Raw genomic sequence first — 23,310 nt, 5'->3', positions numbered from 1 at the left:
ATGAATCACACACATTCAGAACCATCCATTAAAGAAAGACTATATCAGCAATATGCCCGCATCGGAAAATGTTTGTCCAGCGACAAGCGGCTTGAACTCTTGGATTTACTTTCGAACGGTCCTAAATCTGTTGAACTTTTAGCTCAACAGACCGGTATGAATGTTGCCAACGTATCGCGGCATCTTCAAATCTTGTTGGATTCACGACTGGTGAAATTCAGAAAAGAGGGAACTTATGCGATATATAGCCTAGAAGAACCTATAGTGACCGAGTTTTTAATTGTTTTATGGAAGCTCTGCGAGAACCGGCTTTCCGATATACCTCGTATTAAAGAAGACCTGCTTCATCAATATGAAGGTATTCAGACGATTTCTAAAGAAGAGTTGCTTAAGAGAATGGCTGCTAACACGATTATTGTGTTGGATCTTCGCCCTAAAGACGAGTATGAGGCGGGGCATATTGAAGGAGCGATATCGGTACCAATGGAAGAACTCGATGAATACCTTCAAACGCTGCCAAAGCATGTAGAACTTGCAGCTTATTGTAGAGGTCCCTATTGCGTGAATACAACAGAGGCCGTGGAACATATGCAGAATAAGGGATTTACCGCCTTTCGAATCGATGAAGGGGTGCAGGAGTGGAAATTGAAATGTTTGTGAATGATCCAGTGATCATTGTTGGCGCAGGTTTAAGCGGCCTACGTACGGCATCATTGCTTACAGCACAAGGCATCAAGTGCAGCGTACTAGAAGCACGAGGACGTATTGGTGGAAGAGTTTTAAGTAAAGAGGTTGCGGAGAGGCCTGACCTCGGCAGATTCGATCTAGGTCCAACATGGTTCTGGCCACGTTATGAGCGAACCATTACCAAGCTCGTTAAAGAACTCGGTTTAGAGACATTTGATCAGTACAATAAAGGACTCATGCTATTTGAGCGATCTCGAAATGAACCCGCACAGCAATATGTGATGCCAGAAGGAAATGTTGAAAGATCGGTTCGGTTTATTGGAGGTGTTCAGTCCCTCATCGATGCCGTAGCCGCTACACTTCCAACAGGGACGATCCAACTTAACACGCAAGTGACTTCGATCCGTCAGGAAGGAAATGGTAACATCACACTTGAAGCAGATGGCATAAGGGACAGTATCCGTGCAAGTGCAGTCATTATAACCTTACCGCCCCGGGTCGTAGCGCGAAACATTACCTTCCGGCCTGAGCTCTCTCCCGATCTAAAGACTAGCTTGGTCAACAAACCCACTTGGATGGCAGCACAGGCTAAAGCAGTTGCAGTTTACGATCGTCCATTTTGGCGCGAAATAGGGCTTTCTGGCCTCGTGTCAAGCTGGGTAGGACCTTTACAGGAAATCCAGGATGCATCGCCTGATGCAGGCGCAGGTGCACTTTTTGGTTTCTTTGGGATGCCAGCGAAGACGCGCCAAGAGCTGGGAAAGGAAAAGGTTCTCAAACTTGTCGTGGAACAGTTGACTCGGCTTTTCGGACCATCCGCCGCAAACATGAAAGCCCTTCTTTATAAGGATTGGTCCAGTGATCCAGATACGGCGGTTGCTGAAGATGCCGAACCACTTCGCGACTACCCAAGTTATGGCCCCCCTGTAGGCTTGGAGAGTTGGGGAAAAAAGATCATTTTTGCAGGCACAGAAACTGCTTATGAACAGGGCGGACACCTTGAAGGTGCGCTTCGATCAGCCGAGCGAGCGGTATCTGAACTCGTTGAGTTATAAAAACAATTGTTGACATGCTCAATCCAATACGATAGCGTCCCGTAAAAAGCATAGTTCCAATATAAATGTGTTTGTTTGGTTTGAAGCGAAGACATAAAGTCAGGGTAGAAAGTCACCGCTTGACGAAAGGAACGTTTGGTACTATAATTCAATTATTCAATTGAATAATATAAATAAACGCTTGGCAACGAATGGAGGAATGAAACATGTATAAATCGGTTATCGTAGGGACAGGTCCTGCAGGACTGACCGCAGCCATTTACCTGGCTCGTGCCAATATGAACCCACTTGTCATTGAAGGACCAGAACCTGGAGGCCAATTAACCACAACCACGGAAATTGAAAATTACCCTGGATTTCCAGAGGGGATTCTGGGTCCTGAATTGATGGACAACATGCGAAAACAGGCCGAACGCTTTGGGGCTGAATTTTATACAGGTTGGGTTAATAAAACGGATCTATCCGAACGCCCGTTTAAATTGCAAGTGGAAGGGAAAGGTGAGATTGTAACCGAAACGCTCATTATTTCAACCGGTGCGAGTGCCAAGTACCTTGGAATTCCATTTGAACAAGAAAATGTCGGTCGTGGTGTCAGCACATGTGCCACATGTGACGGTTTCTTTTTTCGAAACAAAGAATTGATTGTTGTCGGTGGTGGTGACACCGCACTGGAAGAAGCGAACTACTTGACACGCTTCGCATCCAAAGTCATTTTAGTACACCGCCGCGACGAGCTGAGAGCTTCTAAGATCATGCAAGACCGTGCGCGTGCCAACGAAAAAATCGAATGGTCACTAAACAAGACACCAGTTGAAGTCATCGCTGGAGACAGTGGGGTAACCGGATTGAAAGTCCGAAATAATGCAACGGGTGAAGAAGAAGTCATTCATGCCAATGGGGTGTTTGTGGCTATTGGGCATCATCCGAATACCAACTTTCTGGATGGGCAGATAACAACGGATGCGAATGGTTATATTGTCACTGCTCCAGGTACGACGGAGACCAATATTCCCGGTGTATTCGCTTGTGGCGACGTACAGGACAGCCACTACCGTCAAGCCATCACTGCGGCAGGGAGTGGCGCTATGGCAGCCATCGATAGTGAAAAATTCGTTGAATCTCACGGACACAAAGAGTAGTGAATAATATGTACACTCTATTTATCCTGCTCATGGTTGTTCTCATATGGATTATTCGTCAAGTTGGACCCGTTCATTACCTATCATGTTTAAAAATGAACTTAAGGGATAGCATAAACAAGTTGCCTTCCTCAATTAAGCTACTTGATGTAAGGGATGTCACGGATTTCGATAAGGCGCACATTCCGGATTCGATCAATATTTCGTTAGGCCGACTACCCTTTTTATGGAATAAGGAACTATCCCCTGAGGATGAGGTTATGATCCTGGCTGATGATTGTTTCAAAAGCAAGAAGGCCGCCCGAATTCTTCAACGGAATGGGTTCCGCAAATTATATACGGTGCATGGGCCGGTTTTAAATCAGATCAAGTTGTTCCAACACAAGGATGAAACGCTGGATGAAATGAAAAAAATGTAGCATCAATCTCCCTAGCGATTATTACAGCTGTTCTTAACAGTTCGAATGAACCTACTCAGCCGTATCAACTACTGCCTAGCATGCATACGGTGATGGACATTGTTGCAGTCTTGGCATTGCTTGGTCTGCTGGCAACGTTCATTCACTTGATGAGCTCGTCGAGTACGAAACAACAGGCGCAACATGTGGAGAATTGAACAAAGCTTTTATCTGGGGGTGGTAATATGAAAGAGCTTCATGAATTAACTTCGCTGGATATGGTAGAAGCGTTTCTTGAGAATTATAAGTTGAGTTTCTTATACGTATCCAGACCTGAGTGTAATGTGTGTCACGCCATATTACCTAAGCTAAGGGAATTACTCGTTCATTATCCGCAGATACACCTAGGTCATATTGATGCCAATCAGGTCGAAGCTGTGGCGGCAAGATTTTTGATTTTTACAGTCCCAACGATACTTTTGATGATCGAAAAGAAAGAATATCTAAGAGCAGATCGATTTGTTCGTTTTGATCATTTAAATGAACAAATTGAACAGATTTATGAAATAGTTACTCAAGATGATGAAGTGAAGTAAATTTCAATGACCGTACAAAACTCGCCCCAAAAGATATTTGACTTCAAACCATATCAGTTATATAATTCAATTAATTAATTGAATGTTTGAATTACAAGAAGATAACTACTGGTAGCGACATTGTTAACAAAGCGACTGTTACAAAAGTAGATGTGGATCAAACCAAGCAAAGAAATAAATAATCTGAAAAGGAGTGGAAACATGAAAATTGAAATCTGGTCTGACATTGCATGCCCATTCTGCTATATTGCGAAGCAGAATCTGGAGCAGGCATTGGATAAATTGCCGTATAAAGATCAAGTAAGTATTGAATACAAAAGTTTTGAACTTGATCCAAAAGCTTCTTTGTACGATGGGAAAAGTTTTATGGAAAAATTAGCGCCTAAGTTTGTCGGGATGGAACAAGCAAGACAGTTCCTTAGCCAATTAACGCAACAAGCCAAAAACGTAGGACTATTCTTTCAATTAGATAGTCTGAAGCCAACAAATACTTTGGATGCCCATCGTTTATTAAAATGGGCGAAAACTCAAGGTAAAGAAGCAACGCTAAATGAAAAATTGCTCATTGCCCATTTTACAGAATCCAAAGATGTAGGAGATATCCATATTTTGGCGGATATTGCCGAAGCATCGGGTTTGAACCGAGAAGAGGCACTTGACGTATTGAGCGATAAAGGTGTCTTTACGGATCAAGTAAGAGAAGATCAGCATCAAGCACGTCAATTTGGCATAGATGGAGTACCATTCTTTATCTTCAATGAAAAATATGCCCTTTCAGGCGCGCAGCCTACAGAAACCTTTTCTGAAGTGCTGGAAAAAGTATGGGAAGAGGAACGTCCGGCAGCCAAATTTGAAATCCTCTCCAATGAAACGGCTGGTGTAGGGCTATGTACGGATGAGGGTTGTGCAATTCCACCTAGAAATCATAAGATGTGATAACTGATGAGGACAAAGCCTTATTTAAATAAACGTGACACGAACATCGACTGACAGGGTTGACTAAACTATATCTTTATTAAATTCAATTAATATATTGAATGATTGATTATCAATTGAGGAGGATTCTATTTATGGGAGCAGTATCTTTAACAAAACAGAATTTTGAATCTAATATTAAAACTGGAGTGACGTTAGTCGATTTTTGGGCACCTTGGTGTCCACCTTGTCAAGTGCAACTTCCCATCATAAATGAGCTAGCTGACGAGTTAGCTGGACAAGCAACAATTGCTAAAGTTAACGTTGATGAAGAAATCGAATTGGCGTCACAGTATGGAGTTAGAAGCATTCCTACACTACTCTTATTTAAAGATGGTAAATTGTCTGAGACAATGGTGGGGATCACTCCAAAACAAGCGCTTAGAGAAAAAATCTTAGGGTTGGTTAATTAATCAATATTCAACAACCTGTTCTTGTAACCTGTGAATATAGGGAACAAAACGACGGTTTTGGTTGATTAGAACCGTCGTTTCTTTCACATAATTATCAGTTAAATTCTTGAGCTGCAACAAACCAAAAATGCCATCGAAAGGAGCTACTAACATGAGAAAAGTATCATCCAAGTCAGAATTTGATATAGCTATTCAGTCCCCAAAGCTCACGGTTGCTGTTTTTAAAGCAGACTGGTGTGGTGATTGCAAATTTATTGATCCGTTCATGCCTGAAGTCGAGGAAAAATTCGCGAACGATCTGAATCTTATCGAGGTGGATGTAGAACAAGTAGGCACTGTGAGTGAAGAACAGAACATTATGGGTATTCCAAGCTTTGTTGCCTACGCAGAGGGTGGAGAACTTATCCGCTTTGTCAACAAAATGCGTAAATCGCGGGAAGAGATCGAACAATTTCTGCAACGTGCAGTTGAAGTATATAACACACGTCCATAAGGAATTTTGCGTCATAAAATGGTTCCCAGTTCATTTTATAAGCATTAAATAAAGACGAGGGTTCTTTTTCAATATGTACTGTTGGGAATTAGTTAGGTTGATTTAATTGCAGCTAATGTAATTCCATGGTACGTCTACATTATCTAATAACACATTAAGTGATAAAACTTGGAGGTCTTTATGAACACTTTTCAATCAGTCGAAGCTCTTTTTAAACCATTCGAAATGGGAAACCTTAAACTATCTAATCGTATTCTGATGGCACCAATGACTCGAAACTTTTCTCCAAATGGAGTGCCAGGGGAAGATGTCGCTGCGTATTATCGTCGTAGAGCTGAAAATGGTGTTGGACTTATTCTGACAGAGGGTACATTTATCAACCATCCTGATGTTGCATCCGAGGTGCCAGCATGGCAGGAGGACGTACCACACTTATACGGAGAAGATGCGCTAAACGGTTGGTCAAAAGTAGTTGAAGGAGTACACGAGGCCGGTGGGAAAATTTTCTCTCAAATTTGGCACATGGGTGCACGAGGCAACGTCAATGATTATTCAAAACAAGAAATTTCGGAACTTATTGAAGCCTTCGAACAGGCAGCAACCAATGCTAAAAAAGTTGGTTTTGATGGCATCGAGATTATGGCAGCGCATGGATTTTTAATCGATCAGTTCTTCTGGAAAAAAACAAACACGCGTAACGATGAATATGGTGGAGACATGGTCAATCGCACGCGCTTTGCTAGTGAGGTCATCGCAGCTTGCCGACGTGCTGTTGGACCAGAATTCCCAATCGTGTTGCGAATCTCACAGTGGAAATATGATTTCTATACAGCAAAATTAGTAGAAACTCCAGAACAACTAAAACATTTCTTAACGCCATTAGTTGATGCAGGTGTTGACATCTTTCATGCCTCAATTCGTCGCTTTTGGGAACCTGCATTTGAAGGATCTGAACTGAATCTCTCAGGATGGATAAAAAAACTAACAGGAAAACCAACAATTACAGTTGGATCTGTCGGTCTTGACGCTGATTTCTTGGATTTCTTTGCTAACGGGGAACAAGCTAATGGCAAAGCCAACAAGATTGGCGCATTAGTTAAGAGATTAGAACGTGAAGAATTCGATTTGATAGCGGTTGGACGCGCGTTATTGGCTGACCCCGACTGGGTAAACAAGATCCGAGATGGACGAATAGAAGAATTACTTCCGTTTACGCGTGAGGCGCTCGACACATTACATTAAACCTCGAAAACGAAGGGTTCCGATGCAGAAACTTCAAGATAATTGCTATAAATCTCTAAACATTGGAAATAATATTGCGAAAATTAGCATCTATTAAAACATTCCAGAAGTGTATACCAAAAAAGTAGCTTAGCCCGCCTTCCTCAGTATTTTAGTAGATGATAGTTGAAGAAAGAAATATTGTGAAGGACGCCAATCTAGCGATCTTATTACCAGCATTCTGTATTAATCACAAACGATGGTGAAGAAAAAAAATGGAGGTTATCAAATTGATGAACGATAGTTTATATAAAAAATCTTATATAGGTAGATTGTCAGAACTAGGGAAACTTGCACCAGATACATTTAAAGCATTTATCGCATTTGATAAATTGGCTTTAGCTTCAGGTGTCATTCCTAAGAAAACTAAGGAGTTAATTGCTGTAGCAGTCGCTCATGTTACTGGCTGTCCATATTGTATTGAGATACATGTTTCAAATGTTAAAAAGTTAGACGCTTCGAAAGAAGAAGTAACTGAAGCGATTATGGTGGCTACTGCATTAAAAGCTGGTTCTGCCATTGCTCATGGTTTAAATGGATTAAATGCTTTCGATGGAAATGCTGATGATGAACTTTATAAAAGATCGAATATGATGAGATTCAAAGAATTTAAAGAATTAAATCCAGAAACTTTCAGCGCATTCAATAAATTTGATATGGAAGCGATGAAGCCCGGATTAATAAGCAGAAAAGATAAAGAATTAATGGCGATTACAGTTGCCCATGTAACCGGCTGTGCATACTGTATTGATTCGCACACAAAAAAAGCGAAACAATTAGGCATTACATTGGAAGAAATTGCCGAGGCTATTTTTATAGCTACAGCATTAAAGGCAGGTTCGGCACTTGCACATAGTGTGAATGCATTAAATGCCTATGATAATTAATATAATTCGAATTTAATTAAATTTTTGAAGAGTGGAATAGATTCCAAAAGTGTATATCAAAAAAATATGAATTTCTAATCAGATGAAAACGAAAGTAGTACGGATCCGCGTCAGTTGTATGGGCCTGCTGCCAAACCGATGGGGGAACGGCAATTGACCGAAGGGGTAGGAGGACATAAAGCATGAACGATCGTGGTCGAATAAAATTGGCACCATTCCTTATTCCTCAACATAAAAAGATTTACCCAATTATTCAATGCTGAGGACGATGATGGGTAAACTCGTTGTAGTTCTCGGGGATCCAAGTCCCACGGAGAGAAACGTTCGATCCCCGGGAACGAACTCGTATTAACGTTGCTCATATATTATTGGCAAGAAGGGCAAGTTGTTTCGTTTGAGCGGCTTTCATTTATTCAAGGCCATTCTTTCTTCGATACTCCCTCGGCGTCTTGCCTGTCAGCTTGCCGAATATTTTGCTGAAATACCTGCCATCCTGGTAGCCGACCATTTCCGCGATTGTCGCGATCGAATACTTCTCGTTCGATAACAAAATTTTGGCATTATCGATTCTAACCTTCTCCATATACTCGGAGATATTCATGCCGAATTCTTGTTTAAATCTGCGCGAGACATACTCGCGGCTAATGAAAAATCGACTTGAAAAGTCTTGCAGCGACAAATTTTTCTTGTAATTGGTATCGATAAACTGCTTCACTAGATAGATGACATTGTGTTCCTTGTTCTGCGAATTCTTCAAAATACCCGCAATACGTCCAAATTCTTCTGTCCATTCATTCTGCCATTCCTCCAGGGAAAGTCTTCCGTTTTGGTCAATCGGAAACAGTCCATGGGGCGTTTGGCCGACGCGATCGTGGACAGGGAAATCCTTGTATTTCAGCAGGTGGTTCCGCAGCAGTTCGAATTCATACCGCCAATATTTCAGATGATCCCAAGTTACGACTTGCAGCTGGCTGACAGCCTGCATCCACTTGGCGATGGAGGCTTCGATCTGGCGAAGGTCGCCGCTGTGGACGGCTATCGAAATCCGATCGCTGTAATCAGCAAGTTCAACCCGCTTCTCCTCTGAGCGATTGACATCGGAATAGCGGTATACCCAGGCGTTTCCTTGCAAGAATGAAATCGAACGAGCCGTATGCAAAGCCTTCTCGAATCCGATGTGGATTTTGTCTGGGAAAGCTTCGTTCGTGCTGCATGCAAAATAAAACCGCGCGCCGAGAATGCGAAGAAACGCGTCATTCATCTCGTTCAGCTTTCTGGAAAGCCCGGAGTTGTCGCCCATAATAAGCAGGATGATGCCGTAGTTCGGATCCGTATGCTTAAAGGCGTAACCGTTCCTTCGGGTGCCGATAATTTCGTTGCAAATATTGGTTATCAAAAAATAGAGCAAGTCGAGGTTCTTACCGAATTTCTGCAAAATGATCCGCGGCAAGGGATCGGTTAGCAGCATCACAAGTTGACACTCGCGAATGGTTGACCAGCCGAAATCTTCGCCCAGTTCGCCTTCGACGGTACGATAGTAACCCGGCTGGGAAACGACTTTTGACAGAACCTTATCCCAATATATATTCTTCGTTTGGTTGATCTCCACGTTTTTCTTAATATCGAGCCGGCGCTCCTTCTCCTCTTGATGCCAGGAATTCACGGCATTTCGAAGCGATTCGAGCAGCTCGCCGCGGTTGATCGGCTTCAGCAAATAATCGAGACCACCGTGCTTCATCGTTTTGCGAATGTACGTATAATCGTCATAACCGCTGATGACGATCGTTTTGGTTGTAGGGGCTTCGGTCTCTATCCACTGCAAAAGCTCCATACCGTCGACATTCGGCATTTTCATGTCGGTAAATATAATTTCCGGCTTTTCGCTCTGGATCAAGGCCATTGCCGATGAACCCTCCGAAGCTTCCAATATGGTCGTGATTTGAAACTCGTCCCAGTCTACGAGCAGCCGAATCGAATCTCTCACATCTTCTTCATCATCCACGATTAACACTTTCATATGAGATTTACGCCTCCTTTCGAACAGGGATGTCGATCATGACCGAGAAGCCTGAAGGCTCAAGATTCGTTATAGAAACGCGCACTTCGGCATCGAAATACAAACGAAGACGGGATACGACATTGATGAGACCGATGGAGCCTTCTGTGGCGGTGTCGGATGCTTCCCGTTCGATCTGTCGCTTCAACAGTTGGAGGCGCTCCTCGGTAGCGCCCGTGCCGTTATCCACAATGCGGATTCGGAGCATGTCATCCGCAGTCTGGACAGCGATTGTGATTTCGAACGCTTTCATGTTCGATGTGAATCCGTGCTTAAAGCAATTTTCCACGATGGGCTGTAAAATCATCTTCGGTACCTGAATGTCAAGTATGGATTCGTCGGTTTCAATCCGGAAGTGAAGACGTTCTTTGAATCGCTGCTTCTGCAGCTCCAAATAAGCATTCATGTGTGCGAGTTCTTTGGAAAGCGGAACGATCGTCTCTTCGGTTTTCATGTTGTAACGCATCATCAGTCCAAGCGAAGCAATCATTTCATAAATCTTAGGAACTTTATTATGCAAGGCGATGGAACCGATCGATTGAAGCGTATTGTAAATGAAATGCGGGTTGATTTGCGCCTGCAGCGCTTTCAATTGATTGTCCTTATTCGCAAGCTCGAGTCGAAGCTCCTTCATGACAAGATTGTTAATCATGTCGACCATATTTTTGATGGCGTTTCCAAGCAAACCAACTTCATCGCTGCGGTCTGAATCGACCTCTAGCTGAATTCTTCCTAATTTGGTCTTTTTGATCGATTCCGTCAGCTTCTTAATGGGCGCCGTGAGCTTTACGGACACATATAGGGTTGCAGCAATCGCGATAGAGAGAAACGTAACCAGAACAAGCATATTAAACTGAAGTACGAGAGAGGCATTCTCATAAATGTATTCGTTTGGGATTTGCTTCACGATGATCCAATTCCGGCCCATCAGTTTGAATTTTTCATAGAGTACGATCCCATTTACCCCCGTCTCTTTCCACTCGAAGTGGCCGGACGGGGCAGATTGTAGGAAAGCTCGCTCCAGCCATGCGTACTTCGGCGATTGACCGACAAGGTTCTCCTCGGAGGCATAGATGGCTGTTCCATTATCGTCGAGCAGATAAATGTTTTCATTCCCTTTATCGTACAGCATATTGCTGATGCTGCGAAATCCATCCAGCTTAAAGTCGATCGAGAGGATCCCGATTCGCTCTTTGAGCGGAGCCCGGTACACGGGGCGATGAATCGTGAGTACCGTATTGGAGGGGCTATAAGGAAACTCTTCCATCCCGTAATTGTGGGAGGGATGGGGAGGCTCGAAATAAGGGTTGATCTTGCCGCTAGGCTGGATGTAGTGGCCCTCGAGCCCGACGCGCCCCAGTTCGCGTTTCAAATAGCCGTCTATCAGCAAATACGATTTATTGGCCCATTCGGAATACAAATAAACCTGCTGGATATCCTTCGCGGATTGTTCGATCGAATGAAGCCCCGAATACAGTTGATTTTCGACAATGAAATCGCTTCGCCCCCTGAGCAAAATACCGTATAAGCTGTTGGCCTCTTGGATATTGTTGTAGACGTACAGGGAAATGTTGTTGATCTGATTTAGTTGATTGATCATGCTCACTGTTCCTTGATGCAGTGTGTTCGAGTTTTCGCGAATAGCTTCTACTTTAAGAGAATGCTTAGTATAGAAATAAGAAATAAAAATGGAAGCGGAAATGGGCAGGATAATGGCGATCAGCAGGAATACAATTAGCTTGTTTCGTATGCTGTTGCGGACATTCATTTCGGTTCCTATCCCCCTCGTTCCATAATTGGTTTCAAGTTTACCACCGCCACCGCGTAATTCCAAGTTCAATATCTTCCACATTTTTGTTCAATTGCGGTTGTCTTTTAAACGTTAGGCTGCAAGTATACTAACCCTATCAAACAAAGGAGGGTTAACATGAAAAAGACAAAGACTTCAATTTTCGCAGTAGTCACAGCGCTTACCGTATTGCTTTCAGGATGCTCAGGCGCAAATTCGGGTTCGAACAATGCGGCTCCCGATTCCAGCTCTACGAATTCCGCTTCCGGCGGGAAAGACGAGATTACACTCTATACCATTCAGTCCACGAATCCGAATTTTGAAGCATGGTTGAATGAGGCGCAGGAAAAGAGCGGCGTCAAAATTAAATGGGTAGCAGCCCCTACCGACTCGGATACCCGCCAGCAAAAAATTTCGACGATCCTCTCCTCTAGGGACAGCTCCGTCGATATTCTGGAAGTTAACGATGAAATGGCAACTTCCTTTAAAAACGCCGGTTGGCTAGATCCGTTACAAGATACGGTATTAACTGGCGATATAATAGAACAGTTTCCGCAGGGTTATATGGAGGATATGTTGACCTCGGACAAAGGCGACATTATCGGCGTGCCGAGCTACTCGGGTTATCTTGGACTTTGGGTGGATCAGAAGAAGTTGGATGCAGCCGGTATGAAGTCGATCGAGACCGAAGAAGATTTCGTCAACTTTATGAAAGCATCTACAAAGGACGGTCAGTTCGGCTATGGCGGTTCTTGGGAAAAGACATATGTGTTTAACGAAATTGCGACCTTTGTAAACCTTTTTGGAGGAAATTATTTTGACTGGACCAATGAAGGCAGCCGCAAGGCAATAAAGTTCATGTACGATATGGCCAATACCTGGAAGGTAACACCTGTCGACCAGATTGCTGATAAATACGAGCAAATGAACCAAAAATTTATCGACGGCAAATACGCGATGGTCTTTATGTGGGGAACCGGCAACGATTATAAGGAAGCAAACCGTTACGGCATGGACCAAATCCATATGATCAATATGCCGAGGTTTGCAAAAAGAAGCATTTTCACGGACTCCTGGAGTTATGTCCTGAATTCGTCTTCGAAAAATAAGGAAGCCGCAATCAAGTTCCTGAAGTACGCGGCGGGCGAAGAAGGCGAGCTCAGTGGATGGAAAAACTTCGGAAGATACCCTGCGAGGGCTGACGTTGCAAGTAATGAAGCGGTTAGCGGCGATGTTAAAGATATTTATACGGAAATTCAAGCGACTAACGAAATTCATGGTCGTCCAATGCTTCCGCAAACCATGGAGTTTATTTCTGAAATGGGAACCCTCTTCCAAAATTATATTCAGGATCAAATCACGCTGGACGAGTTCTGTACAAAGGCCCAGGAGGCAGTCGAGAAGTATAAATAAGGGGAAATCATTTGTAATCAACGCAATGTAATGAAGTTATAAACAGTATAAGCAAAGCAGGCCTTTGCTCTTGCTTGCTTATACTGTTTAGGCTCTAAGCGAAACGATTTTATCTTAACGACAAGAAAGGCGCGTTAACATGTATGAAAACAAAAAATATCTCACCATCGCGTGGATCCTTGTTCTGCCTGCGTTATTAATCCGAGTTTTTACAACGATCTATCCGATTATCGAAACATTTCGTATTAGTTTATACGATGTGAAATTGCTGCGGGGAATTAACGAGTTTGTCGGGTTTCAAAACTATCTGAATATATTCCAAGATTCGAAAATGATCACATCCATTAACTTTACGGCCATTTTCGTTGTCGGATCCATGATCGGGCACATCGTGCTTGGCATCGCGCTGGCACTCATCTTAAATATGAAATTTGCCGGTCAAAAAGTGCTTCGAACGATCGTGTTGCTCCCTTGGGCGATGCCGATGGTGGTCATTGCAATGGCTTCGAAGTGGGCTTTCAATAACGAATACGGCTTGGTAAACGATTTTATCCGTTGGTTTAACCCGTCTTTCAAATTAGATTGGCTCATCCATGCGACAACGGCCAGCAATGCGGTTATCGCGGTAGATTTATGGAAAGACCTGCCCTTTTTTGCGATCCTTATTCTTGCCGGCCTTCAGTTTGTCTCCTCCGATATGTATGAAGCGGCCAAAATCGATGGCGCAGGGGCGATCCGATCGTTTTTCACGATAACGTTACCTCTAATTTCGAAAAATATTTTGGTGCTAAGCATATTTTTTACGATGTGGAGAATCACCTCGTTTGACGTTGTCTACGCGATGACAAGCGGGGGACCCGGCGAAAGCACCGCATTAATTGCCTATCGCATTACGACGGAAGCCTTTACGAATCTGAATACCGGGTATGCCTCCTCCATCGCTGTCGTACTCTTCTTGGTCATGGCGCTATTAAGCGCACTCAGTATGCGCGCGGCAAAACGTGTAGATTATTAAGGAGCGATCACGTATGTTTTCGAACGGATCTAAGCGCATCCTACTGCGATGCTTGATGTGGACCTTAGCGATCGTTGTCGCTTTCCTCATCCTTTTCCCGTTGTGGTGGATCTTCGTTTCTTCCATCACGCCATCGGGGGAATTGTTTTCGAAACCGATTAAATATTGGCCGGTTAATCCCACGCTGGAAAGCTATTCTTACCTGATCGAAAATGTCGGTTTGCTGGAAAAATCGAGGGACACCATTATTATTGTTGGCTTATCGATTACCATCGGCATGATCCTGTCCGTTATGGCGGCATTTAGTTTTGCCCGGTTCAAAAATAAAGGTTTATCGCTGGCGGTTGCCTTTCTGCTAGGCTCCATGTTGATTCCCGACGTGGTGACGGCGCGCCCGTTGTACGATTTTTTGCGGCAAGTTCATTTATTCGATACGTACACGGGTTTAATTATCCTGTACATCAGCGGCATTATTCCGTTCACCATCCTTATTCTTCAAAACTTTCTTAGCGATATACCGGTTTCAATCGAAGAATCGGCTTCGATTGATGGCTGCGGATTTCTCCAGTCGATGTTTTATGTGACATTGCCTCTTCTGAGGCCTGCGATCGCTACAGTCTGTATAGTGAACTTCATCACTTGTTTAAACAACTTCTTTACGCCTTTATTTTATTCGAACGGAATTTCGGTTCTATCTACCGCCATCACACAGCTGCCCTTAAGGGATAATATGTATGCCGTACCGTGGGATTTAGTCAGCTCAATGGGTTGGATTATTATCTTGCCGATTATTATTTTCGTCGGGATATTCCAAAGACAGATCATGGAAGGCATTATGGCAGGCGGCGTAAAAGGATAATAATGAGAGGAGAATAATAACATGTTTGATAACCCATTTATCGGAGGGCTCTCGTCTCTCCCCTTGATTAAAAGCGGCAGGAGCCGTGCCATCAACGCAGAAAATCCGAATGGCGAGAAAGGCGCGGGAGGGAAAGTGGCAAGCCATTTGGGGCCTTCCCGCAAAGGCTCACCGTGCATCCGGGATGTACAGCCTGGAACGATCGTCACGCTGGCCGAAATGGCCGGCCCGGGAATCATCGAACATATTTGGATTACGGTTACGGACCAAACCGACAAGGATACTAATGTTCTTCGAGATCTTGTTCTTCGCATGTATTGGGACGACGAAACGGTTCCTTCCGTGGAAAGCCCGCTCGGCGACTTCTTTTGCAACGGATTCTCGAGAGGCTGCACCGTAAACTCGATGCCGATCGTCGTAAATCCGACGAGAGGCTTCAACAGCTATTTCCCGATGCCTTTCCGGAAGAAAGCGAAAATTACGATCGAGAACCAGCATGAGGCGCCGATTCCGGCACTCTTCTATCAGGTCGATTATTGTTTGCATGACGAGCTGCCGGACAACACGGCCTATTTCCACGCACAATGGAAGCGGCAACGGATTACGAGCAAACAAGAGGACTACGTGATATTGGATAATGTCCAGGGAAAAGGGCAATACGTAGGCACCTACATGGCGCTGACCACGTTGGAGAGATATTGGTGGGGTGAAGGCGAAATCAAGATGTACATTGACGGCGATAAAGACTATCCTACCATCTGCGGCACCGGCACCGAAGACTATTTCGGCGGCGCTTGGAGCTTTGCGACGCAGAAGGACGGGAAAACGGTAGAGAATACCTATTGTACGCCGTTTATGGGCTATCCGTATTATTCCAATCATGACGAGGTCGTCCATAATTTATATCACAATGACGATGTCCCGCCGATGAGAGGCTTTTATCGTTGGCATATTCTCGATCCGATCCGGTTTAACGATGATATCAAGGTTACGATTCAACAAATCGGAGTTTACAAGAAGGGGCTATTCGAACGACAGGACGATGTCGCTTCGGTCGCGTATTGGTACCAATCCGAACCGCATAATCCATTCGAGCCCTTGATGGGCAAAGAAGAAAGATGGCCAAGATAATATCACATATAGAATTTATTTCGGGGGTAGGCTGCATATCATGCGGCATGCCCTTCATTTTGGTATCATGGATGTACATTTTAATGGACGAAGGAGAAAAACGCGACATATGATAAAACGCAAGTTGCGGAACATCGTGGCCATTCTGCTCATGATCGCTCTGATAGCAGCAGGATGCGTAAATAACGAGGAAAGTACGGCGAATGAAAATGAAGATGGAAATTCGACTGCCGGCATGACAGGGAAAACCGTGAAGCTTTACAATTTTAAAGTGGAAATGGCCGAACAACTGAACACGCTTATCGGGGAGTTCGAGAAGGAAACCGGCGTGAAAATCGAAGTCGATACGTGCGGCGGCGGCTGCGACTACAGCGCGGGGCTAAAGACGAGATTTAATTCCGGCGACAAACCAGATATTTTCTTTGTTGCTGGGTACAGCGATTTGGATCTCTGGGAGGAACACCTTGAAGATCTGTCCGATCAGCCATGGGTCGACGATATTGTCGAGTTTGCGAAACCAGCGATTACTAAAGACAAAAAAATCTACGGTATGCCGCTTGCGATGGAAGGCTGGGGCTTTATCTACAATAAGGCTCTGTTCAGCCAAGCCGGCATAACCGGTCCCCCGAAAACGTTGACGCAGCTGCGGGAAGCGGCCGAGAAGCTCCAAGCGGCAGGCATCCAGCCCTTCGAGAATGGCTACGGGGAATGGTGGGTCGTAGGTAATCATTTGTTGAACGTCGCCTTTTCCCATCAGTTTGATCCGGTTGCCTTTGTCGAAAGTGTGAAGAAAGGCAAGCTAAAGCTAATCGGTAACGAGACGTTTGAGCAATGGCTGAAGCTGGTCGATTTGACAGTCGAATATGGGCAGCAAAATTCGCTTCAAACGGACTACAACACGCAGGTAACGAACTTCGCGCAAGGGAAGGCGGCTATGATGCAACAGGGTATATGGACGCAGCTGCAAATCGAACGAATCAATCCGAAAATGCCGATCGGCTTCTTGCCGATGCCGATAAACGATGATGCCTCCTCGATGGATAAACTTCAGGTTGGCGTAGCGAACTACTGGGTTGTAAGCAAGAACTCCCAAGTGAAGGAAGAAGCCGAAGCATTTCTAAATTGGTTGGTGACCTCGGATGCCGGCACAAAGTTTATCGTCGAAGAAGCAAAATTGATTCCCGCTTTCAAGAACATTCCGGCCAGCGAAGAGCAACTCGGCCCTTTGGCGGCGGATATTATCAAGTATACAAAGGAAGGGAAAATCCTCCCTTGGATGTGGCAGCGGTTCCCCGGCTATGAAGCGAACACTTCACAGATGGCGATTCAAGTTCAGGCTTACATCGGCAAGCAAATCGGTAAAGAGAAGCTGTTCGAGGAATTTCAGAATATTTGGGACGATTTTTTGTTGCGGTAAAAATCCAGTACCACCTTTCCATGGTCGCCGGATAATGCATACTTGTATGTAGAAGCTGCAATGGAAGCCAAGGATACAATACAAGCGTTTAGAAAAGAGAACTAGCCTTTTAAGAAGTGGTTCTCTTTTTCCATTAGGCTATGTTAAATCTCAATGTTGATTTTCAGCCGAAAATATAACCGCCCCGTAAAGAGCGGTTTATTAATCTATCGTACCGTTAGCGTAACCAGTCTTTTATACAATTTTCATTTCAACTTTACGAATGCCTACTGCTTTTTTGGGTTCATCTCCATAATAGAGCCATTCTCCTTTATTAATCTGAACAACTTTGAGCTCAGCATGTTCTTTTCGAAATAATGTCGCATTGTAGAAATCCTTCATCGGCAGTATATTATGTTCTCTACCTTTTTCAAATTGCCCCCATAACGCGAATGTCCCATCTTCCAATTCAACAACATATCTTTCAACATACTCCATAAATAGCGACCCACCTTATACTATCCTTTTTCGTGTATATTCGATAACTCCACAATTTGGAATTATCCTCCCGTTAGCTCAAAAGTAAGCCATCCGTCGAAGTCTGGCGTTCGTATCCTTCACAGAAAACAGGCATGAGGAGACCAACATGTTTTTCTTATTCGACGCTGTGTTCTCATATTCCTTGCAGTCGAGATAGCGGAACCACGTCAGGTAATGCTCCAAATACTTGGTTGCTACTCCGTTGAAGCGGTCCATCCATTTCTTCAGACGGCTATGGTAGCTATTGACGTTCTGGATATGATAAACACCTTTGACGCGCTGTTTCCCATCGGACTTGAAACGGTAATGTGCCAAACCCTTTTGATTGGCATAGGAACTGAACGCACGCCAGGAATCCGTGCAAAGCACGTTGGAGTTCGAAAGGTGAAAGCCGATTGCTTCATCCAGTTTTGCAGTACGGATGCGCCCACGCCCAAGAACTCCTGAGAAGGTCATCTTCTGACGGTCTCAGGCGATCAGTACGCAGATTTGGACATTGCTGATGCCTCGGTGCTTCGCTTTTCCGCCGCGCTTACGCTGCTTGCGTTCGGTAATATTCCGCCTACCCTTTTCCGAGTATAGGAAATAGGTCTCGTCCATTTCGACTATACCTTGAAATGCTTCGGTCGGAACCAGTTTAAGCGCAGCGAGAATCTTATGGCGCCAGTAAAAGAGGGTCACGAATGAAACCTCTTCATACATCAGTTCGGCGCATTTTCGCAGCGAAAATCCTTCAATCATCAGTTCTATAAAGCGAACCCACAGATGAGGTCGCCGTGTCCGCTGGAGAGGCGTATTCGTCAGGTCATTGAACGTTTGGAGGCAAGACTTGCAGCGATAACGTTGGCGTTTGACCACACCTGCGCGTGTTGTAATTGTGTACTTTCCGAAACGAACAACGGTATGGCTATGGTAATTGGTGAGAGAAAATAAAGTTCTTTAATTGAAGTTGTTTAACTGAAAATAAAGTTCTTTAATCTGGACCGAAAAATAGGGGCTCTGTGAAAATAAAGTTCTTTAATGGCGAAACCACCTCGTGTGTATACCCGATTGAGTGGTGGTCGTAAGCTGACTGTTTTCGATTAGAATAGTGGGAAGACTCGGTCTACGGCGGTGGTCCTATAAATATAACTCGGAATTCTCCGTTACGTTCGATTTACTGCAGCCATAAAACTCTCAGGCTGCCGGCGAATTGGTCAATCGCTGCAGGCATAGTTTTACTTATATTCTTGTCCTTGTTTTATTTTGACCGCTTCTTCTATTATGCGAAGAATTATCTGTTTCTCGCACCATTTGAAAAGGGTGAGGGGACCGCAGCTCGCCATCTATCCGGATGAAAGCGGATATGATGAAGTAGGCTTTCTGATTTCCTCGTACAATAAAAAAACTGCTTCCCTAAACACTTAAGTGGAGGCAGTTTTTTTGTTTATTCAACCCAAACGCACAATGTTCAAATAACACATATTCAAGTAGATCGCTAAGGCTTCATGCGTGTACAGTGATCATAAGCAGATCATTTTACTTATCTTTGAATGTGGAAGCAATAAAACTAACGCTTTAATGTGCTTTATTAACCCCACCTGTAGAAACGTGAGGATTATAAAATCCTAGATGAGTCGGCAAGGGCAATATTAATCCAAACCGGTGTTACGGTTGAATTCGTTCAACGTGAGACATTAATTTCTTAATGGCATGATTCAACTGCATAACTTCCTCTGCAGTCATCCCGCTGGAGGCCAGCATGGCTTCCGGAATACAGACCGCCTTCTCCTCAAGCGCCATCCCCGATTCGGTGATTTGTATATTTACAACTCTCTCATCGCTACCGGAACGCTTACGGACAATAAGGTTTGCAGATTCCATCCTTTTGAGCATAGGAGTAAGGGTACCCGAATCCAAACTCAGGGTCTCGCTGAGCTCCTTAATCGAACATTCCCGACGATCCCATAGAACCAAAAGTACAAGATATTGCGGGTACGTTATCTCCAATTCGTCGAGTAATGGCCGATACATCCGAAATATCGCCCTCGAACAAGCATATAAGGAAAAACAGATATGCTCCTCCAGCTTTAAGAGATTTTTTGGGTCCATATGATAATCCTCTCCTTATTCCAATCATTAAATTTTGCACAATCTTATTTCAAAAAATACTCCTGTTATCAAGAGTTGTCAAACAAAAAGAAATATTACTTTGTGCAAAATTAAATTGTTGACAAATTAATTCCCGGGATGTTATGATCCAGACATAAAGTTTGTGCAAAATTAAATTTTTGACAAATTAATGATTTGAAAGAGGAGAGGGGTGTTCATCATGCATTATCAAACGATTATTATCGGCACGGGGCCGGCCGGATTGACGGCAGCCATCTATTTGGCAAGGGCTAACCTGTTTCCGCTCATCATCGAGGGTGAGCAGCCGGGCGGTCAGCTAACGACGACAACGGAAGTAGAGAATTTTCCAGGATTTCCGGATGGAATCACGGGATCGGAGCTAATGGACAACATGCGGAAGCAGGCCGAACGATTCGGCGCCCGGATACAATCCGGTTATGTAGCCCGCGTTGACTTGTCGAAGCGACCGTTCACGCTATTTATGGAAGGGGGAGCTGAACTCACGGCAGACTCGCTTATTATTTCGACCGGGGCTTCCGCGAAAAAAATCGGAATTCCCGGCGAGTCGGAGAATATCGGTAAAGGGGTCAGCACCTGCGCGACTTGCGACGGATTCTTCTTCCGAAACAAGAAAATCATCGTGGTCGGCGGCGGCGATACCGCGATGGAGGAAGCGCAATTTTTGACAAGGTTCGCGTCCGAGGTTCGCATCGTTCATCGCAGACAAGAGCTTAGGGCTTCGCAAATCATGCAAGACCGGGCCCGAGGCAATGCAAAGATTGGGTGGAGCCTCGGTTACACGCCGCTCGAAGTGCTGTCGAATGAGGATAAAGTCACCGGTCTGAAAGTCCGCTGCAACGCAAGCGGCGAGGTGGAAGTTCTGGAGACAGACGGGATCTTTCTGGCAATCGGCCATGAACCGAACACTGGATTCCTGGAGGGACAGCTCAAAACCGATTCACTGGGTTATATCGAAGTTGTTCCCGGCACTTCCAAAACCAACATTCAAGGAGTGTTCGCTTGCGGAGACGTGCAGGACCATACGTACCGTCAGGCCATCACATCGGCGGGCAGCGGTTGCATGGCGGCTCTGGATTGCGAGCATTTTTTATTGGAATATCAGCTGTAACTTACAATATTTAAACTAACCAAAATGGAGGTATTCATGGTACAAGAGCGCATAGGAGCAGCAACGTTGGCAGGACAGGCGATAACCTTAGTGGGTCCGGAATTAAAGGTAGGAGATAAGGCACCAGAGTTTCGGATTAATAGGGATTTGATGACGGAAGTAAGTCTTGCCGATTATAAGGGCAAAATCAAATTAGTATCTGTCGTTCCTTCCCTCGATACCGGGGTTTGCGACGCGCAAACACGCCGGTTTAACGAAGTGGCAGCGAATCTGGGTGAAAATGTTGTCATCTTGACGATCTCTGTAGACTTGCCCTTTGCTCAAAGCCGTTTTTGCACGACTGCGGGAATCGATAAAGTCATAGCCTTATCGGATTATAAGCATCGTTCCTTCGGTCAAGCGTATGGCGTGTTGATTAAAGAATTGCAGCTAAACCAGCGCGCCATCTTTATTCTTGATGCTGACAATACCGTCCGGTACGTGGAATATTTGAAGGAAATGACGGAACATCCGGATTATGAAACCGCGCTGAAAGCGTTGGTGGACTTGGTGGGTTAAAGCAAAGGACTACTTTTTCTCATCTCATGTAAACAGGGGAAGTGCTTTCGCAACGAGTATTTTATACATTAATATATAAAGGAGTATGAACATGAAAAAGAAACTTGCACTCGTTTTAGGGACTTCACTTGCAACGGTTACTCTTGCAACAGTCGGGGCATACGCTGCAGCGGATATAAAGCTATTTGTGAACGGGAAGCAATCAATGGCGGATATTCAGATCAATAATGGAAGCTCCTACGCATCAGTTCGGGCCCTAGCTGAAATGCTGGGTGCTGATGTGAAATGGGATGGAGGTGCGAAAACAATCTATATCACGGGCAAGGAACATGTATCACAACAACAAAAAGTAGTTTTGGAGCCGGAAGCCAAGAAATTTGCTGATGCTACAGCTAAGCCTCCCTATCTGTTTGACTTGGGTCCGGAAAAGGGCCGTCAAGTAGTAGACGAAGTTCAGTCTGGTTCAGTGGAAAAACCTGACGTTGATATCGAGGATCTGACAATTAACGGCGGGCCTTCCGGAAAAGTATCGATTCGAATTCTAAAACCCAAAAACGCTCCTCAAGATCTCCCAGTTATTCTTTATACACATGGAGCAGGCTGGGTATTTGGTAATGCGCATACTCATGACCGTTTGATACGCGAGCTTGCAGTTGGTTCCCAATCGGCTGTCGTATTTACGAATTACAGTCTTTCTCCTGAAGCGAGGTACCCTGTGGCGATTGAAGAAGTATACGCAGCGTTGGAATGGGTAGCTGAGAATGGAAAGCAGTACGGCATGAATCCGGAAAAGCTTTCTGTAGCAGGGGACAGCGTTGGCGGGAATATGTCTGCGGCCATCACACTGATGGCAAAAGAGCGAAAAGGGCCGGAAATCAGTAAACAATTGCTTTTCTATCCAGTAACGGATGCTTCATTTGATACTCCTTCTTACAAGCAGTTTTCTGAGAATTATTTCCTTCGCCGTGACGCTATGGAATGGTTCTGGGATCAATATACAACCGATCCAAAGCAAAGAGCGGAAATTACAGCTTCTCCCCTTCGCGCAACTACTGAACAGTTGAAAGGGCTTCCCGAGGCGTTAATCATCACAGCTGAAGCAGATGTATTACGTGACGAAGGGGAAGCCTATGCAAACAAGCTTCGTGAGGCTGGTGTAACCGTAACAGCTGTACGTTTTCAGGGAATGATCCATGACTTTGTTATGCTGAATGCATTGAAAGATACGAATGCCGCACGCGGGGCCATGCTACTGGCCAACTCTTGGCTGGCGCAATAAACGGATCCACTTAATCGGTGTTGTAGATTAGAGTAAAGTGTTGGATCACCGGAAAAGGAAGGTTAGGTAGGGCCTAATCTAATAAAAAGCTTAGCTTGAATTCGATATA

22 protein-coding genes and 2 pseudogenes are annotated in these 23,310 nt (G+C 44.5%); 19 read left to right on the top strand and 5 right to left on the bottom strand.

All coding sequences use genetic code 11. The annotated features are described in order from the left end of the window. The 10 genes from H581_RS0120450 to H581_RS0120400 all read left to right on the top strand — a co-directional run bounded on the left by H581_RS0120450 (position 1) and on the right by H581_RS0120400 (position 7,924). The gene (locus tag H581_RS0120450) at positions 1-660 is read left to right on the top strand and encodes an ArsR/SmtB family transcription factor (protein ID WP_028611641.1); all 660 of its coding nucleotides are present in this window, start codon (positions 1-3) and stop codon (positions 658-660) included. Beyond that, positions 657-1,742, top strand: a complete 1,086-nt coding sequence (locus H581_RS0120445) for a flavin monoamine oxidase family protein (RefSeq protein ID WP_028611640.1) — start codon at positions 657-659, stop codon at positions 1,740-1,742. Before H581_RS0120450 ends, H581_RS0120445 begins: the two co-directional genes overlap by 4 nt. Before the next feature lie 206 nt (positions 1,743-1,948). Further along, complete coding sequence (gene trxB, locus H581_RS0120440; protein ID WP_028611639.1) at positions 1,949-2,881, top strand: thioredoxin-disulfide reductase; 933 nt, start codon at positions 1,949-1,951, stop codon at positions 2,879-2,881. 8 nt (positions 2,882-2,889) lie between these two features. Then, positions 2,890-3,300: a rhodanese-like domain-containing protein gene (locus H581_RS39710; protein WP_051251127.1), complete on the top strand. Its 411-nt coding sequence runs from the start codon at positions 2,890-2,892 to the stop codon at positions 3,298-3,300. 224 nt (positions 3,301-3,524) lie between these two features. Next, positions 3,525-3,875, top strand: coding sequence for a thioredoxin family protein (locus tag H581_RS0120430; protein WP_028611638.1), 351 nt, complete (start codon positions 3,525-3,527; stop codon positions 3,873-3,875). A gap of 201 nt (positions 3,876-4,076) precedes the next feature. Continuing rightward, complete coding sequence (locus H581_RS0120425; RefSeq protein ID WP_028611637.1) at positions 4,077-4,811, top strand: DsbA family oxidoreductase; 735 nt, start codon at positions 4,077-4,079, stop codon at positions 4,809-4,811. Positions 4,812-4,945: 134 nt separating this feature from the next. Next, on the top strand, positions 4,946-5,263 hold the full coding sequence (trxA, locus tag H581_RS0120420; protein ID WP_028611636.1) for a thioredoxin: 318 nt from the start codon (positions 4,946-4,948) through the stop codon (positions 5,261-5,263). Between the two features lie 151 nt (positions 5,264-5,414). Continuing rightward, a complete protein-coding gene (locus tag H581_RS0120410) occupies positions 5,415-5,756 on the top strand; it encodes a thioredoxin family protein (RefSeq protein ID WP_028611635.1) in 342 nt (113 codons plus the stop codon). A gap of 180 nt (positions 5,757-5,936) precedes the next feature. Further along, a complete protein-coding gene (locus H581_RS0120405; protein ID WP_028611634.1) occupies positions 5,937-6,998 on the top strand; it encodes an NADH:flavin oxidoreductase in 1,062 nt (353 codons plus the stop codon). 272 nt (positions 6,999-7,270) lie between these two features. Next, a complete protein-coding gene (locus H581_RS0120400; protein ID WP_036719499.1) occupies positions 7,271-7,924 on the top strand; it encodes a carboxymuconolactone decarboxylase family protein in 654 nt (217 codons plus the stop codon). A gap of 409 nt (positions 7,925-8,333) precedes the next feature. On the opposite strand, the gene H581_RS0120395 is transcribed toward H581_RS0120400, so the two are convergent. Continuing rightward, positions 8,334-9,941, bottom strand: coding sequence for a response regulator transcription factor (locus tag H581_RS0120395; protein WP_028611632.1), 1,608 nt, complete (start codon positions 9,939-9,941; stop codon positions 8,334-8,336). A gap of 7 nt (positions 9,942-9,948) precedes the next feature. Further along, entirely contained in the window at positions 9,949-11,748 is a 1,800-nt protein-coding gene (locus H581_RS0120390) for a cache domain-containing sensor histidine kinase (RefSeq protein WP_028611631.1), read from the bottom strand. 159 nt (positions 11,749-11,907) lie between these two features. Between H581_RS0120390 and H581_RS0120385 the strand changes: the two genes are divergently transcribed. The 5 genes from H581_RS0120385 to H581_RS0120365 all read left to right on the top strand — a co-directional run bounded on the left by H581_RS0120385 (position 11,908) and on the right by H581_RS0120365 (position 17,604). Then, complete coding sequence (locus H581_RS0120385; protein ID WP_028611630.1) at positions 11,908-13,182, top strand: sugar ABC transporter substrate-binding protein; 1,275 nt, start codon at positions 11,908-11,910, stop codon at positions 13,180-13,182. A gap of 139 nt (positions 13,183-13,321) precedes the next feature. Then, positions 13,322-14,197 carry a carbohydrate ABC transporter permease gene (locus tag H581_RS0120380; RefSeq protein WP_028611629.1) on the top strand — a complete coding sequence of 292 codons (876 nt, stop codon included), beginning with the start codon at positions 13,322-13,324 and terminating at the stop codon, positions 14,195-14,197. Between the two features lie 13 nt (positions 14,198-14,210). After that, positions 14,211-15,056 (top strand): carbohydrate ABC transporter permease, encoded by an 846-nt coding sequence (locus H581_RS0120375; protein ID WP_028611628.1) that lies wholly within the window; start codon positions 14,211-14,213, stop codon positions 15,054-15,056. Between the two features lie 21 nt (positions 15,057-15,077). Further along, the gene (locus H581_RS0120370; RefSeq protein ID WP_028611627.1) at positions 15,078-16,187 is read left to right on the top strand and encodes a glycoside hydrolase family 172 protein; all 1,110 of its coding nucleotides are present in this window, start codon (positions 15,078-15,080) and stop codon (positions 16,185-16,187) included. 109 nt (positions 16,188-16,296) lie between these two features. After that, positions 16,297-17,604: an ABC transporter substrate-binding protein gene (locus H581_RS0120365; RefSeq protein ID WP_084134685.1), complete on the top strand. Its 1,308-nt coding sequence runs from the start codon at positions 16,297-16,299 to the stop codon at positions 17,602-17,604. A gap of 234 nt (positions 17,605-17,838) precedes the next feature. Here the strand turns inward: H581_RS0120365 and H581_RS0120360 are convergent, their stop codons facing one another. The 3 genes and pseudogenes from H581_RS0120360 to H581_RS0120350 form a co-directional block, all read right to left on the bottom strand. Next, a complete protein-coding gene (locus tag H581_RS0120360) occupies positions 17,839-18,081 on the bottom strand; it encodes a hypothetical protein (protein ID WP_028611625.1) in 243 nt (80 codons plus the stop codon). A 78-nt stretch (positions 18,082-18,159) separates the two neighbouring features. Next, positions 18,160-19,032 (bottom strand): annotated as a pseudogene (locus tag H581_RS37325) (IS1595 family transposase); the annotation flags it as partial. A 738-nt stretch (positions 19,033-19,770) separates the two neighbouring features. Beyond that, positions 19,771-20,136 (bottom strand): MarR family winged helix-turn-helix transcriptional regulator, encoded by a 366-nt coding sequence (locus H581_RS0120350; protein ID WP_342663428.1) that lies wholly within the window; start codon positions 20,134-20,136, stop codon positions 19,771-19,773. A gap of 298 nt (positions 20,137-20,434) precedes the next feature. Here H581_RS0120350 and trxB (H581_RS0120345) point away from each other — a divergent pair, with 298 nt between their 5' ends. The 4 genes and pseudogenes from trxB (H581_RS0120345) (at position 20,435) to H581_RS0120335 (ending at position 23,201) form a co-directional block, all read left to right on the top strand. Then, complete coding sequence (gene trxB / locus H581_RS0120345; RefSeq protein WP_028611623.1) at positions 20,435-21,364, top strand: thioredoxin-disulfide reductase; 930 nt, start codon at positions 20,435-20,437, stop codon at positions 21,362-21,364. A 36-nt stretch (positions 21,365-21,400) separates the two neighbouring features. Beyond that, positions 21,401-21,922, top strand: a complete 522-nt coding sequence (gene tpx / locus H581_RS0120340; protein ID WP_028611622.1) for a thiol peroxidase — start codon at positions 21,401-21,403, stop codon at positions 21,920-21,922. Between the two features lie 85 nt (positions 21,923-22,007). Beyond that, positions 22,008-22,229, top strand: a pseudogene (locus H581_RS39350) (stalk domain-containing protein); the annotation flags it as partial. Positions 22,230-22,235: 6 nt separating this feature from the next. Then, positions 22,236-23,201 (top strand): alpha/beta hydrolase, encoded by a 966-nt coding sequence (locus H581_RS0120335; RefSeq protein WP_028611621.1) that lies wholly within the window; start codon positions 22,236-22,238, stop codon positions 23,199-23,201. Positions 23,202-23,310 lie beyond the last annotated feature (109 nt).

This window comes from Paenibacillus harenae DSM 16969, from assembly GCF_000422465.1.
GTDB lineage: Bacteria > Bacillota > Bacilli > Paenibacillales > Paenibacillaceae > Pristimantibacillus > Pristimantibacillus harenae.
Note: the sequence above shows the minus strand (reverse complement) of the source record. Positions and strands in the feature narration are given on the sequence as shown.

Coding starts and splice junctions, on each gene's coding strand:
- H581_RS0120450 (WP_028611641.1), top strand. CDS start 1: ATGAATCACACACATTCAGAACCATCCATTAAAGAAAGACTATATCAG.
- trxB (WP_028611639.1), top strand. CDS start 1,949: ATGTATAAATCGGTTATCGTAGGGACAGGTCCTGCAGGACTGACCGCA.
- H581_RS39710 (WP_051251127.1), top strand. CDS start 2,890: ATGTACACTCTATTTATCCTGCTCATGGTTGTTCTCATATGGATTATT.
- H581_RS0120430 (WP_028611638.1), top strand. CDS start 3,525: ATGAAAGAGCTTCATGAATTAACTTCGCTGGATATGGTAGAAGCGTTT.
- H581_RS0120425 (WP_028611637.1), top strand. CDS start 4,077: ATGAAAATTGAAATCTGGTCTGACATTGCATGCCCATTCTGCTATATT.
- trxA (WP_028611636.1), top strand. CDS start 4,946: ATGGGAGCAGTATCTTTAACAAAACAGAATTTTGAATCTAATATTAAA.
- H581_RS0120410 (WP_028611635.1), top strand. CDS start 5,415: ATGAGAAAAGTATCATCCAAGTCAGAATTTGATATAGCTATTCAGTCC.
- H581_RS0120405 (WP_028611634.1), top strand. CDS start 5,937: ATGAACACTTTTCAATCAGTCGAAGCTCTTTTTAAACCATTCGAAATG.
- H581_RS0120400 (WP_036719499.1), top strand. CDS start 7,271: ATGAACGATAGTTTATATAAAAAATCTTATATAGGTAGATTGTCAGAA.
- H581_RS0120395 (WP_028611632.1), bottom strand. CDS start 9,941: ATGAAAGTGTTAATCGTGGATGATGAAGAAGATGTGAGAGATTCGATT.
- H581_RS0120390 (WP_028611631.1), bottom strand. CDS start 11,748: ATGAATGTCCGCAACAGCATACGAAACAAGCTAATTGTATTCCTGCTG.
- H581_RS0120385 (WP_028611630.1), top strand. CDS start 11,908: ATGAAAAAGACAAAGACTTCAATTTTCGCAGTAGTCACAGCGCTTACC.
- H581_RS0120380 (WP_028611629.1), top strand. CDS start 13,322: ATGTATGAAAACAAAAAATATCTCACCATCGCGTGGATCCTTGTTCTG.
- H581_RS0120375 (WP_028611628.1), top strand. CDS start 14,211: ATGTTTTCGAACGGATCTAAGCGCATCCTACTGCGATGCTTGATGTGG.
- H581_RS0120370 (WP_028611627.1), top strand. CDS start 15,078: ATGTTTGATAACCCATTTATCGGAGGGCTCTCGTCTCTCCCCTTGATT.
- H581_RS0120365 (WP_084134685.1), top strand. CDS start 16,297: ATGATAAAACGCAAGTTGCGGAACATCGTGGCCATTCTGCTCATGATC.
- H581_RS0120360 (WP_028611625.1), bottom strand. CDS start 18,081: ATGGAGTATGTTGAAAGATATGTTGTTGAATTGGAAGATGGGACATTC.
- H581_RS0120350 (WP_342663428.1), bottom strand. CDS start 20,136: ATGTATCGGCCATTACTCGACGAATTGGAGATAACGTACCCGCAATAT.
- trxB (WP_028611623.1), top strand. CDS start 20,435: ATGCATTATCAAACGATTATTATCGGCACGGGGCCGGCCGGATTGACG.
- tpx (WP_028611622.1), top strand. CDS start 21,401: ATGGTACAAGAGCGCATAGGAGCAGCAACGTTGGCAGGACAGGCGATA.